Annotated in this window: 10 protein-coding genes and 1 pseudogene; 7 read left to right on the top strand and 4 right to left on the bottom strand. The window is 72.2% G+C overall.

Features of this window, described 5'->3' with window-relative positions:
- Positions 1-5: 5 nt before the first annotated feature.
- From ACZ67M_RS35385 to glgX, 3 genes are all read right to left on the bottom strand, one after another.
- Positions 6-1,877: an ABC transporter ATP-binding protein gene (locus ACZ67M_RS35385; RefSeq protein WP_469854116.1), complete on the bottom strand. Its 1,872-nt coding sequence runs from the start codon at positions 1,875-1,877 to the stop codon at positions 6-8.
- Positions 1,874-3,715: an ABC transporter ATP-binding protein gene (locus ACZ67M_RS35390; RefSeq protein ID WP_469854117.1), complete on the bottom strand. Its 1,842-nt coding sequence runs from the start codon at positions 3,713-3,715 to the stop codon at positions 1,874-1,876. Before ACZ67M_RS35390 ends, ACZ67M_RS35385 begins: the two co-directional genes overlap by 4 nt.
- Positions 3,716-3,816: 101 nt before the next feature.
- The gene (gene glgX / locus ACZ67M_RS35395) at positions 3,817-6,084 is read right to left on the bottom strand and encodes a glycogen debranching protein GlgX (protein ID WP_469854118.1); all 2,268 of its coding nucleotides are present in this window, start codon (positions 6,082-6,084) and stop codon (positions 3,817-3,819) included.
- 155 nt (positions 6,085-6,239) lie between these two features.
- Between glgX and ACZ67M_RS35400 the strand changes: the two genes are divergently transcribed.
- The 7 genes and pseudogenes from ACZ67M_RS35400 to ACZ67M_RS35430 form a co-directional block, all read left to right on the top strand.
- Positions 6,240-7,466, top strand: coding sequence for a L,D-transpeptidase (locus tag ACZ67M_RS35400; protein ID WP_392016469.1), 1,227 nt, complete (start codon positions 6,240-6,242; stop codon positions 7,464-7,466).
- Positions 7,467-7,616: 150 nt separating this feature from the next.
- On the top strand, positions 7,617-8,816 hold the full coding sequence (locus ACZ67M_RS35405) for a L,D-transpeptidase (RefSeq protein WP_385803884.1): 1,200 nt from the start codon (positions 7,617-7,619) through the stop codon (positions 8,814-8,816).
- A 124-nt stretch (positions 8,817-8,940) separates the two neighbouring features.
- A complete protein-coding gene (locus tag ACZ67M_RS35410; protein WP_361366847.1) occupies positions 8,941-9,708 on the top strand; it encodes an enoyl-CoA hydratase/isomerase family protein in 768 nt (255 codons plus the stop codon).
- 262 nt (positions 9,709-9,970) lie between these two features.
- Positions 9,971-10,474, top strand: a complete 504-nt coding sequence (locus ACZ67M_RS35415; protein ID WP_163015966.1) for an ATP-binding protein — start codon at positions 9,971-9,973, stop codon at positions 10,472-10,474.
- A 98-nt stretch (positions 10,475-10,572) separates the two neighbouring features.
- The gene (locus tag ACZ67M_RS35420) at positions 10,573-11,184 is read left to right on the top strand and encodes an ADP-ribosyltransferase (protein ID WP_385803888.1); all 612 of its coding nucleotides are present in this window, start codon (positions 10,573-10,575) and stop codon (positions 11,182-11,184) included.
- 92 nt (positions 11,185-11,276) lie between these two features.
- Entirely contained in the window at positions 11,277-11,492 is a 216-nt protein-coding gene (locus ACZ67M_RS35425) for an EF-hand domain-containing protein (RefSeq protein WP_064729931.1), read from the top strand.
- 184 nt (positions 11,493-11,676) lie between these two features.
- Positions 11,677-12,348: pseudogene (locus tag ACZ67M_RS35430) on the top strand (NADPH-dependent F420 reductase); the annotation flags it as partial.
- Between the two features lie 4 nt (positions 12,349-12,352).
- Here ACZ67M_RS35430 and ACZ67M_RS35435 read toward each other — a convergent pair.
- Positions 12,353-12,910 (bottom strand): glycoside hydrolase family 25 protein, encoded by a 558-nt coding sequence (locus tag ACZ67M_RS35435; RefSeq protein ID WP_376303264.1) that lies wholly within the window; start codon positions 12,908-12,910, stop codon positions 12,353-12,355.
- Between the last annotated feature and the right edge of the window lie 37 nt (positions 12,911-12,947).

Consider the following 12,947-nt stretch of genomic DNA (forward strand, 5'->3'; position numbering starts at 1 on the left):
CGTCCTCACGCGAGGCTGTCCCGCCATGCCCGGTGCAGATCCGCGAACCGGCCGGTGCCGGCGATCAGTTCGTCCGGGGGGCCGTCCTCCACGATCCGGCCGTGCTCCATGACCAGCACCCGGTCCGCGATCTCCACGGTCGACAGCCGGTGCGCGATGACCACCGCCGTACGGCCCTTCAGCACCGTCGTCATCGCCCGCTGCACCGCACGCTCGCCGGGCACGTCCAGCGAGCTGGTCGCCTCGTCCAGGATCAGCACCGCCGGATCCGCGAGCAACGCCCGCGCGAACGCCACGAGTTGCCGCTGACCGGCGGAGATGCGGCCACCGCGCTTGCGGACGTCGGTGTCGTAGCCGTCCGGCAGCGCGGCGATGAAGTCGTGGGCGCCGATCGCCTTCGCGGCCCGCTCGATCTCCTCGCGCGTCGCCTCCGGCCGGCCGATCGCGATGTTGTCGGCGACCGTGCCGGAGAACAGGAACGCCTCCTGCGTCACCATCACCACCCCGCGCCGCAGCTCGGGCACCGCCAGGTCGCGCAGGTCGACGCCGTCGAGCAGGACCCGCCCGTGGGAGGGGTCGTAGAACCGGGCGAGCAGCTTGGCCAGCGTCGACTTGCCCGCGCCGGTCGACCCGACCACGGCGACCGTCTGCCCGGCCGGGAGCGTCAGGGCGAAGCGGGGCAGCACCTCGCCGCCGGTGCGGTAGCCGAAGCTCACCGCGTCGAAGACCACCTCGCGGCCGGGGTGCTCGGAGACCGCCGGGGGAAGCTCCTTCGGCGCGGCAGGTTCGGGCACCGAGGGCGTCTGCGCCAGCAGCCCGGCGATCTTCTCCAGGGAGGCCGCCGCCGACTGGTACGAGTTCAGGAACATGCCGAGCCGGTCGATCGGGTCGTACAGCCGCCGCAGGTACAGCACCGACGCCGCCAGCACCCCGAGCGCCAGCGTGCCGCCCGCGACCCGGTAGGCGCCCCACAGCACGATGCCCGCGACGGCCGTGTTGGCGACCAGCCGGGACCCGACGACGTAGCGGGCCATCTCCAGGAGGGCGTCGCCGTTGGTCCGCTCGTGGCGGCGGTTCAAGGCCGCGAATCCGGCGTCGTTGGCGGCCTCCCGGCGGAAGGCGCGCACCGGACGGATGCCGTTCATCGTCTCCACGAACTTCACGATCACCGCCGCGATCGCCGTGGACCGGTGCCGGTACACCCGCGCGGCGCGCCGCTGGTACAGCCGCACCAGCGCGTACAGCGGCACGAACGAGGCCACCGCGACCGCGCCCAGACCGAGGTCCAGCCAGAGCAGCAGGGCCGCGATGTAGACGAAGGAGAGGATGACCGTCACCAGCTCCTGGAGCCCCTCGTCGAGCAGTTCGCGCAGGGACTCCACGTCCGTGGTGGAGCGGGAGATGAGCCGACCCGAGGTGTAGCGCTCGTGGAAGTCGACGCTCAGCGCCTGCGCGTGCCGGAAGATCCGCCCGCGCAGGTCGAGGAGGACGTCCTGGCTGACCCGGGCGGCCGCCGCGATGAACGCGTACTGGAGGCCGCCCGCCGCCAGCGAGCACAGCAGGAAGCCGGCGCCCACCGCGACCAGCGGCCCGCGGTCGTCGTCCCGCAGAGCCGGCACCGCGTGGTCGATGGCGTACGCCACCAGCAGCGGGCCCGCCTGCACCGCCGCCTGCTGGAGCAGCAGGAGGACGGTGGTCAGGGCGACGCGGGCCTTCAGGGGCGCCAGCAGGGAGCGCAGCAGGCCGCCGGTCGCGCCGGGCGGGCTGGGCAGGACGTCCTGGTCGAACAGGTCGCCGTCCGCGCGCGCCCCGCTCCCGGCCGGGCCCACGCCGTCCGGCTGCTCCCGGTCCGGCGCGGTGGCCGTGGGCGCGGTCATCGGGCGTCCTCCTTCTGGAGTCGCCCGGGCGCGCCGGGCGACTCGTGCCCGTCGAGCCCGGACATCAGGTGGGCGTACTCGGCGTTGTCGCGCAGCAGTTCGTGATGGGTGCCGACGGCCGCGATTCGGCCCCCGGAGAGCAGGGCGACGCGGTCGGCGAGCATGACGGTGGAGGGGCGGTGGGCCACGATCAGGGCGGTGGTGTCCGCGAGGACGTCGCGCAGGGCGGCCTCCACGGCGGCCTCGGTGTGCACGTCGAGCGCGGACAGCGGGTCGTCCAGGACGAGGAACCTCGGTCTGCCCACCACGGCCCGGGCGAGCGCGAGGCGCTGGCGCTGGCCGCCGGAGAGGCTGAGGCCCTGCTCGCCGACCTGGGTGCCGGTGCCCTGGGGGAGCGCGTGCGCGAAGTCGGCCTGCGCGACCGACAGCGCCCGGCCCAGCTCCTCGTCGCCGGCGCCGTCGCCCGCGCCCATCAGCACGTTCTCGCCGACGGTGGCCGAGAAGAGGGTGGGCTCCTCGAAGGCCACGGCGACCATCGAGCGCAGCTCCTCGCGGGAGAGCGCGGTGATGTCCTCGCCGTCCAGCGTGATCCGTCCGGCGGTCAGCTCGTGCAGGCGCGGGACGAGCGCGGTCAGCGTCGTCTTGCCGCTGCCGGTGGCGCCGACCAGGGCCATGGACTCACCGGGGCGGATGTGCAGGTCGACGTCGGTCAGGAGGGGCGGGGAGCCGGGGGCCGCGTCGGGGTACCGGAACCGGACGTTCTCGAACCGCAGGCCGTCGGCCCGCCCGGCCGCGGGCGGCCGTGCCGCGGCGGGGGCGGCGTCGCCCTCGGTCTCGACGTCGGCGTCCATCACCTCGAAGTACCGGTCCGTGGCCGTCGCCGCCTCCTGGCTCATCGCCAGCAGGAAGCCGATGGACTCCACCGGCCACCGCAGGGCCAGCGCGGTGGACAGGAACGCCACCAGCGTCCCCGCCGACAGCGACCCGTCCGCCACCTGCACCGACCCGACCACCAGCGCCGCCCCGATCGCGACCTCCGGCAGGACGACGATGACGGCCCAGATGGACGCCAGCAGCCGCGCCTTGCGCAGCTCCGTCCCGCGCAGCGTGTGGGACAGCTCGTGGAAGGCCCGCGCCTGGCTGCGGTGCCGGCCGAACCCCTTGATGATCCGGATGCCGAGCACGCTCTCCTCGACCACGGTCGTCAGATCCCCGACCTGGTCCTGCGCCTTCCGCGCCACCTCGGAATACTTCTTCTCGAAGATCACGCAGGTGACGATCACGGGGACGGCGGGCCCGAGGACGACCAGGCCGAGCGTCCAGTCCTGAACCAGCATGATGCCCACGCCGACCAGGATCGTCACCCCGTTGACCAGCAGGAACGTCAGCGGGAAGGCGAGGAACATGCGCACCAGCATCAGGTCGGTCGTCCCGCGCGACAGCAACTGCCCCGACGCCCACCGGTCGTGGAAGGCCACCGGCAGCCGTTGCAGACGCCCGTACAGGTCCGCGCGCATCGCCGCCTCCACACCGGCCAGCGGACGGGCCACCATCCACCGCCGCAGCCCGAACAGCAGCGCCTCCGCCAGCCCGAGCAGCAGCAGGTACAGCGCCCCGAGCCACACGCCGGCCGGATCGCGGTCGGCGACCGGCCCGTCCACCATCCACTTCAGGACGAGGGGGATCACCAGCCCCGTGCACGAGGCGACGATCGCGACGCACGCGGCGGTCGCCAACCGCACGCGCACGGGGCGTACATACGGCCACAACCGCGACAGCGAGCGCACGGTGGAACGGTTGCCGGAGGAGTCCGGGGCGGAAACGGGTGTAGTGGGCATCAGCAGCGAGCCTACGGTTCACCACTGACACTGCCCACCGAGTTTTCGCGCGCACGGGGGTCGTACGGGGGCATCCTCCGCCGGGCCGGCCGCCCTCCGCGCTACCCCGCCCGCAGCAGCAGGACCGTCCGTCCCTCCACCCTGACCGGCGCTCCCGCCGGATACTCGGTGCCCGGTGCCCCGGTCTGGTCCTCGCGGCCCGTGTCGACGAGCAGTTCGTACCGCTGGGCCCACGGCGGCCCGGGCAGGACGAAGTCGGCCGGCGCCTCACCCGCGTGGAGCACGGCCAGGAAGCTGTCGTCGGAGATCGCCTCGCCCCGCTCGTCGCGGCCCGGGATGTCCCGCCCGGACAGGTACATGCCGAGCGTGGCGGCCGGGGCGTACCAGTCCCGTTCCGTCATCTCCGCGCCCCGGGCGGTGAACCAGGCCAGGTCGCGCAGGCCGTCCGCGGAGTGCGCGCGCCCGGAGAAGAAGGCCCGGCGGCGCAGCACGGGATGCCGGTGGCGCAGCGCGATCAGGCGGGAGGCCAGCTCGAACAGGGGGCGCCACTCCGGGTCCTCCAGCAGGCTCCAGTCCACCCAGCTGATCTCGTTGTCCTGGCAGTAGGCGTTGTTGCTCCCTCGCTGGGTGCGGCCCATCTCGTCGCCCGCGACCAGCATCGGCACCCCGGTCGACAGCAGCAGCGTGGTCAGCAGGTTGCGCAGCTGGCGCCGCCGCAGCGCCCGTACGTCCGCGTCCTCCGTCTCCCCCTCCGTACCGCAGTTCCAGGCCCGGTTGTCGTCCGTGCCGTCCCGGTTGCCCTCGCCGTTCGCCTCGTTGTGCTTGCGCTCGTAGCTCACCAGGTCCCGCAGCGTGAAGCCGTCGTGCGCGGTGACGAAGTTGACCGACGCGTACGGCCTCCGCCCGCCCCAGGCGTACAGGTCGCTGGAGCCCGACAGGCGGTAGCCCATCTCCCGCACGTCCGGCAGCGCGTGCCGCCAGAAGTCCCGCACCGCGTTGCGGTAGCGGTCGTTCCACTCCGTCCACAGCGGAGGGAAGGCGCCCACCTGGTAGCCGCCCGAGCCGACGTCCCACGGCTCGGCGATCAGCTTCACCCGCCGCAGCACCGGGTCCTGCGCGATCACCGCGAGGAACGGGGAGAGCATGTCGACGTCGTGCATCGAACGGGCCAGCGCCGCCGCCAGGTCGAAGCGGAAGCCGTCCACGCCCATCTCCGTCACCCAGTACCGCAGCGAGTCGGTGATCAGGCGCAGGACGTGCGGCTGGACGACGTGCAGCGTGTTGCCGCAGCCCGTGTAGTCGGCGTACCGGCGGGCGTCGGCCTGGAGGCGGTAGTACCCGCGGTTGTCGATGCCCTTCAGGGAGAGCGTCGGGCCCAGCTCGCCGGCCTCCGCCGTGTGGTTGTAGACCACGTCGAGGATCACCTCGATGCCCGCCGCGTGCAGCGCCCGCACCATCCGCCTGAACTCGCCGACCTGCTCACCGGTGGTGCCGGAGGCGGCGTAGGCGGCGTGCGGGGCGAAGTAGCCGATCGAGTTGTAGCCCCAGTAGTTCTTCAGCCCGCGGTCGAGCAGATGGCTCTCGTGCGCGAACTGGTGCACCGGCAGCAGCTCCACCGCCGTCACGCCCAGTCGCGTCAGATGCTCGATCGCCGCCGGGTGCGCGAGGCCCGCGTACGTGCCGCGCAGCTCCTCGGGGATGCCCGGGTGCCGCTTGGTGAAGCCGCGCACGTGCAGCTCGTAGATGACCGAGTCCGCCCACGGCGTCTTCGGCCGCCGGTCGTACGTCCACTCGTCGTCGGGACCGCCGTCGTCGACCACGACACCCTTCGGGACGTACGGCGCCGAGTCCCGCTCGTCGCGCACGGTGTCCGCCACCCGCTGCTCCGGCCAGTCCCGCACGTGCCCGTACACCTGCGGCGGCAGCCCGAAGTCGCCGTCCACGGCGCGCGCGTACGGGTCGAGCAGCAGCTTCGCCGGATTCCAGCGGGCGCCGGTCCACGGGTCCCAGCGGCCGTGCACCCTGAAGCCGTAGCGCTGCCCCGGCAGGACGCCCGGCACGAAACCGTGCCAGATCTCGTGGGTCAGCTCGGTCAGCCGCACCCGGCGCTCCCCGCCCCCGTGCCCCGGCCCGTCGAACAGGCACAGCTCCACCGCCTCCGCCCCGCCCGCCCACAGCGCGAAGTTCGTCCCCGCCACCTGGTCGGGGCCGGCCCGGAAGCGTGCGCCCAGCGGCACCGGCGTGCCCGGCCAGGCCGGCACGGTCGGCGGCGGCGCGGCGCGCCGGGCGCCGTTGACCACGACGGAGGGGCGCGCGTCGTCGGCGGCCCGATTCCCGGCCACCGCCTCCTGCTCGGCTGCGCTGGACACCTGTCAGCCTCCCACGGCTCATGGAACGACGTCCGGCAAGAGGGCGTGCGGCGTCCCGGCCGCTGCTCCCCGTCGCGTCGTCCTCCCCACAGTTCTGCCCACCGGTTGGCTCGCACTCACGTTTCCCCAGGGCGGGCCGGTCGTTACGGGTGGATGTGAGGCACGTACATGGGCGCGCACGGCGCGCGGGGGCCGCTCTGGCCGCCGTACTGACATGGGCAGGACTGCTGGCCGGGGCCGCCGGATGCACCTCGGACGGCGGCGGCATCGGCGGGGTGTTCGGCAAGCCACCCGCCGCCGAGGACGTCATCCGCGTCACCCCGGACGACGGCAGCAGGGCCGTCCGGCCGGAGAAGAAGCTGTCGGTGCGGGTGCCCGACGGACGGCTGGAGTCGGTGAAGGTCGTCAGGTCGCAGGACGCGCAGGAGACACCGGTGCCCGGCCGGATCTCCGACGACGGCCTCAGCTGGCACCCCCACGACGACCGGCTCGCCCTCGCCGCGAAGTACACGGTCGACGCGGTGGCCCTGGACGGCGGCGGGCACCGCTCGGCCCGGCACACCACCTTCACCACCTACGTCCCCGAAGAGCGCTTCATCGCGTACGTCGCGCCCGAGAACCGCTCGGTCGTCGGCACCGGAATGATCGTCTCGCTGGAGTTCAACCGGGAGATCACCGACCGGGCCGCCGTCGAACGGGCCGTCTCGGTGACCGCGAAGCCCGCCGTCGAGGTCCGGCCCCACTGGTTCGGCAAGGAACGCCTCGACTTCCGCCCCGAGGAGTACTGGAAGCCCGGCACCGAGGTCACCGTCGACCTCGACCTCCGCGACGTCGAGGGCGCGCCCGGCACCTACGGCCTCCAGCACAAGAAGGTCACCTTCACCGTCGGCCGCAGCCAGGTCTCGCGGGTCGACGCGGTCCTGCGGACCATGGAGGTGCGCCGCGACGGCTCGCTGCTGGCCACCGTGCCGATCACCGCGGGGGCGCCCTCCACCCCCACGTACAACGGCAGGATGGTGATCACCGAGATGCTCGACGTCACCCGCATGAACAGCCGCACGGTCGGCTTCGGCGGCGAGTACGACATCCCGGACGTCCCGCACGCCATCCGCCTGACCAGCTCCGGCACCTTCCTGCACGGCAACTACTGGGCGCCGGAAGACACGTTCGGCCGGGCCAACGTCAGCCACGGCTGCATCGGGCTCCGCGACGACAAGGGCGGCGGCTCCGACACCCCCGGGGGCTGGTTCTTCGACCGCAGCCTCGTCGGCGACGTCGTCGAGGTGGTCAACAGCAAGGACAAGACGGTCGCCCCGGACAACGGACTCGGCGGCTGGAACATGGGCTGGAAGAAGTGGAAGGCCGGCAGCGCCGTGAAGTGACCCCGTCGCCCCCCTCGCCCCGGCGTCAACTCGGTACGGAACGGTGACATTTCACCAGTCCCCTGTCCCCCTGGCCTGCGGTTACGATGCGCCGGTGCGCGCGGGCGCACCGGGGTGCGGGCCGGACCGGGCCCGGCGAGGGGAGACAAGTTGAACGTGCGTCCGATATCGGGGGCGGTGCTCGCCGTGCTGATGCTGGCGGTCACCGCGTGCGGCGGGGGCGGATCGGGCTCGGGGGGCGGTGCCGGGAACGGCAAGGGCAAGGACTCCACCGCGGCACAGAGCAAGCAGTCCGAGGCCGTCGTCACCATCGCGCCGAAGAACGGGGCCAAGGCCGTCGACACCAGCGGCGCGCTCAAGGTCGCGGCCGCCGAGGGCAAGCTCACCGAGGTCGTGGTCAAGGACGCCGAGGGCGCGAAGGTCGACGGGAAGATATCCGGGGACGGCGCCACCTGGACGCCGTCCACCCACCTGGCCGCCTCCACCACGTACACCGTGCACGCGGTCGCCAAGGACGCCGAGGGGCGTTCGGCGGCCGAGGACTCCCGCTTCACCACGCTGACGCCCGAGAACACCTTCATCGGCACCTTCACGCCGGAGGACGGTTCGAAGGTCGGCGTCGGGATGCCGTTCTCGATCCGCTTCACCCGGGGCATCACCAACCCCGAGGAGGTCGAGAAGGCCATCCGCATCAAGACCGAGCCGGCCGTGGAGGTCGCGGGCCACTGGTTCGGCAACGACCGCCTCGACTTCCGGCCCGAGAAGTACTGGAAGCCCGGCACCAAGGTCACCGTCGACCTCAACCTCGACGGCGTCGAGGGCCGCGAGGACGTCTACGGCGAGCAGGCCAAGACCGTCTCCTTCACCGTCGGCCGCAGCCAGGTCTCCGTCGTCGACGCCAAGAAGCACACGATGAAGGTCGTCCGGGACGGCAAGACGATCAGGACCGTCCCGGTCACCACCGGCTCGCCCGGCTACGAGACCTGGAACGGCCAGATGGTCATCACCGAGCGGCTCGCGGTGACCCGGATGAACGGCGAGACGGTCGGCTACGGCGGCGAGTACGACATCAAGGACGTCCCGCACGCCATGCGCCTGTCCACCTCCGGCACCTTCATCCACGGCAACTACTGGGGCGGCGACGCCTTCGGCAACCGCAACGCCAGCCACGGCTGCATCGGGCTGCGCGACGTGCGCGGCGGCTGGGACGAGAAGGCGCCGGCCGCGTGGTTCTTCGAGAACTCGCTGATCGGCGACGTGGTCGTGGTGAAGAACTCCGAGGACGCGACCATCGCCCCGGACAACGGCCTCAACGGCTGGAACATGTCCTGGGAGAAGTGGAAGGCGTAGGAAAGAGAGCCGTCCCCGCGCCCGAAGGGGCGCGGGGAACTGCGCGAGCAACCCACCTCCGGCCGTCGGCCGACGACGCACCCGCAAGTGTCACGGCGAGTGAACGCCCGCTAACCTGCGGAGCATGACCGTGAATCTGGAAGTCGCCGACGGCGTCGGCACGCTGCGTCTCGACCGCCCGCCCATGAACGCCCTGGACGTCGCCACACAGGACCGGCTCAAGGAACTCGCCGAGGAGGCCACCCGCCGCGACGACGTGCGCGCCGTGGTGATCTACGGCGGCGAGAAGGTGTTCGCGGCGGGCGCGGACATCAAGGAGATGCAGGCGATGGACCACGCGGCGATGATCGCGCGCGCCCGCGCCTTGCAGGACTCCTTCACCGCGGTGGCCCGCATCCCCAAGCCGGTGGTCGCGGCCGTGACCGGCTACGCGCTGGGCGGCGGCTGCGAACTCGCGCTCTGCGCCGACTTCCGCATCGCCGGGGAGAACGCCAAGCTGGGCCAGCCCGAGATCCTGCTCGGCCTGATCCCGGGCGCCGGCGGCACCCAGCGGCTCTCCCGGCTGGTCGGCCCCTCCCGGGCCAAGGACCTCATCTTCACCGGCCGGCAGGTGAAGGCCGACGAGGCGCTGACGCTCGGCCTGGTCGACCGCGTGGTCCCGGCCGGTGAGGTCTACGCGCAGGCGCACGCCTGGGCCGCGCGGCTGGCCAAGGGGCCGGCCATCGCGCTGCGCGCGGCGAAGGAGGCCGTCGACACGGGTCTGGAGACGGACATCGAGACCGGCCTCGCCGTCGAACGCAACTGGTTCGCCGGTCTGTTCGCCACCGAGGACCGCGAACGCGGCATGCGCAGCTTCGTGGAGGAGGGCCCCGGGAAGGCGAAGTTCGCCTGACGGGCTTGCAATTGACGCGATGTCTGATCCGGGTCCCTCGATGGGGCGGTTTATGGCAGCCTTAACGCACCATTAAGCGTGTCGTGTCGAGGGAGGCCTCCGCTTGTCTCCGGCCGAGTCGTCCGCCCAGGTCAGTGGGGCCTTTCCCGGCGCTGAGCTGCCCCTGGCATATGCCGATCGCCCCGCGTCGGGCCCCGCCCGCGCGGAGGTGTATTCCCCGGGAACGGCCCCGGAGCCCCCCGGGGGCGGCCATGATGGGGGCATGGCGGGGCTGGAGGGTACGGAACAGCCGCGGGGAGCCGGACGTGCGACCGCGGCGCGCTGGTCGCCGGCGGTGGAGGACGAGCGCGCGCACCAGGCGCTGGAGCTGTTCGGCAACCCCACGGAGCACGAGGTTCCGTTACCGTCCCGCCCCGAGTCCGCCGCCACCGCCCGCCGGCTCGCCCAGGTGGTGGCGCTGCGTCAGTGGCAGCTCGGCCCCAAGGTCACCGAGGACACCGTCCTGCTCGTCTCCGAGCTGGTCGGCAACGCCGTCCGGCACACCGGCGCCCGGGTGTTCGGCCTCCACATGCGCCGCCGTCCCGGCTGGATCCGCGTCGAGGTCCGCGACCCCTCCCGGGGGCTGCCCTGTCTGATGCCGGTGCAGGAGACGGACATCAGCGGACGGGGCCTCTTCCTCGTGGACAAGCTGTCCGACCGCTGGGGCGTCGACCTGCTGCCGCGCGGCAAGACCACGTGGTTCGAGATGCGGGTCGTGGACCGGTGAGTGACCGTCCGGGGCCGGGAGCAACACGGTTCGCCGGACACGCCACCTACGGGTGAGAATCCGGAACGCGCCGCTCCGCGAACGGGATCGTGGTCCGCATGATCACCCCTCGTCTGCGCCGCAGGGCCGCCGCCGCCGTCCTGTCGCTCGCCGCCGTCTTCGCCACGTCGGCCGCCACCGTCCCCGGCTCGGCCGCCACCACGACGGCGCCCGCCAAGGCCGCACCGGCCTGCCCCAAGTTCGACGACAAGACGAAGGCCGCCGCCGACCGCGGCGTCGACGTCGACCGCATCACCCCCGAGCCGGTCTGGCGCACCACCTGCGGCACCCTCTACCGCAGCGACAGCCGGGGCCCGCGGATCGTCTTCGAGGAGGGCTTCCACGCCAAGGACGTGTACAACGGCCAGTACGACGTCGAGAAGTACGTCCTGGTCAACCAGCCCTCGCCGTACGTCTCGACGAGCTACGACCACGACCTGTACAAGACCTGGTACAAGTCCGGCTTCAACTACTACATCGACGCCCCCGGCGGCATCGACGTCAACAAGACCATCGGCGACCAGCACAGGTGGGCCGACCAGGTCGAGGTGGCCTTCCCCGGCGGCATCCAGCGGCAGTACATCATCGGGGTGTGTCCGGTCGACCGGCAGACCAAGACCGAGATCATGAGCGACTGCGAGAGCAACCCGCACTACCGGCCCTGGCACTGACGCCGCGGCGCGGGCAGATATTCTGACCCGCGTCAGATTCGTCCACGGGGCGAGCAGAGCAGACCAGCCGAGCAGGAATGAGGGGCGGACCGGTGGCGGACATCGAGGAAGCACGCAGGCAGTTCGACCGCATCGACACGGACGGTGACGGGTACATCACCGCCGCCGAGTTCAAGAAGGCGCTCGCCCAGGGCGGCGACTGGAACGTCACCGAGTCGGTGGCCGAGGCGATCATCGCCAACCGCGACCTCGACGGCGACAAGCTGATGTCGTTCGAGGAGTTCTGGGCCCCCCTGAACAAGTCCTGAACAGCGACACCCACACGACGGGGGCGCCTTCCGGCCGAGCCGGGGCGCCCCCGACGCGTACCCGCGGTTGCTGCGGTGGAGTGAAGCCGGGCCGGCACCGGAATAGGCCGCCCGGGACCGGGGTTGACCGGCTCGTCGGCGCGGACCGCGCCGGCGACCCGGAACACGATCCCGAAGGGCCAGGCGACTTGGCATCATGAAGATCGGCATCATCGGCGCGGGCAACATCGGCGGCAACCTCACCCGGCGGCTGACCGCCCTGGGACACGACGTCTCCGTGGCCAACTCGCGGGGACCCGAGACACTCGCCGCACTGGCCGAGGAGACCGGCGCCACGCCGGTCCTCGCCACCCAGGCCGCGCGCGGCGCCGAAGTGGTGGTCGTCACGGTTCCGCTGAAGGCGGTCCCGGACCTGCCGTCGGGGCTGTTCGACGGGGCGGCCGACGGCGTGGCGGTCATCGACACCGGCAACTACTACCCGCAGCGGGACGGCAGGATCGCCGGCATCGAGGACGAGGGGCTCACCGAGAGCCGCTGGACCGAGGGCCACCTGGGGCACCCGGTGATCAAGGCGTTCAACGGCACCTACGCCCAGGACATCCTCGACCGCCCCCGCCCGGCCGGCGCCCCCGACCGCCTCGCCCTGCCGGTCTCCGGCGACGACGGGGCGGCCAAGGCGAAGGTCCGCACCCTGATCGACCAGCTCGGCTTCGACACCGTGGACACGGGAGGCATCGACGACTCCTGGCGTCAGCAGCCCGGCACCCCGGTGTACGGCCTGCGCGAGGGTGTCGACGGCGTGACCAAGGCGCTCGCCGAGGCGTCCCCGGAGCGCCCGGCGGACTTCCGGGGCTGACCTCTCAGGCGCTCTGCGCCCACTCCTTGAGCGCCGTCTTGCTCGCGAAGTCCGCGACGTTGGTGTCGACCGGGTCGTCCGTGTACTGGTGGAAGCGCCAGTTGGCCTGGATGCGCGGCTTGCCCGCCGTCACGTAGTCGGCGATCCAGAGGCCGTCACCGGCGTACGAGGTCGTGTCGACGTTCAGCCAGAAGTTCCTGTTGCAATACAAAATGACCCGGTTGTCCGGCCGCAGCGCCCGGACCTTACGGATGAAGCTGTCCTTCTCCGCGTTGCTCGCGTGGGTGCCCTCGCCCGTCGTCTCCCAGTCGACGGCGAGGATGTCGCCCTTGCGGTCGGGGGCCTTGGAGACGAAGTACGAGGCCTGGGCGTCGAGGTTGCCCGGCCACAGGAAGTGGTAGAAGCCGACGACGAGTCCGGCGTCGCGGCCGCGCTCCGTCTGCGCCGCGAGCTTCGGGTTGACGTAGGTGCGGCCCTCCGTCGCCTTGACGAAGACGAAGGAGAGGCCGTCCGTGCCGTAACTGGACGACTGGTACGCGCTGACGTCGATGCCGCGCAGCATGGGACCTCCCTGAGGGGCTGTGGGGGAACGGGAGTTG

The sequence above is a fragment of the Streptomyces sp. NPDC107500 genome (assembly GCF_055582785.1).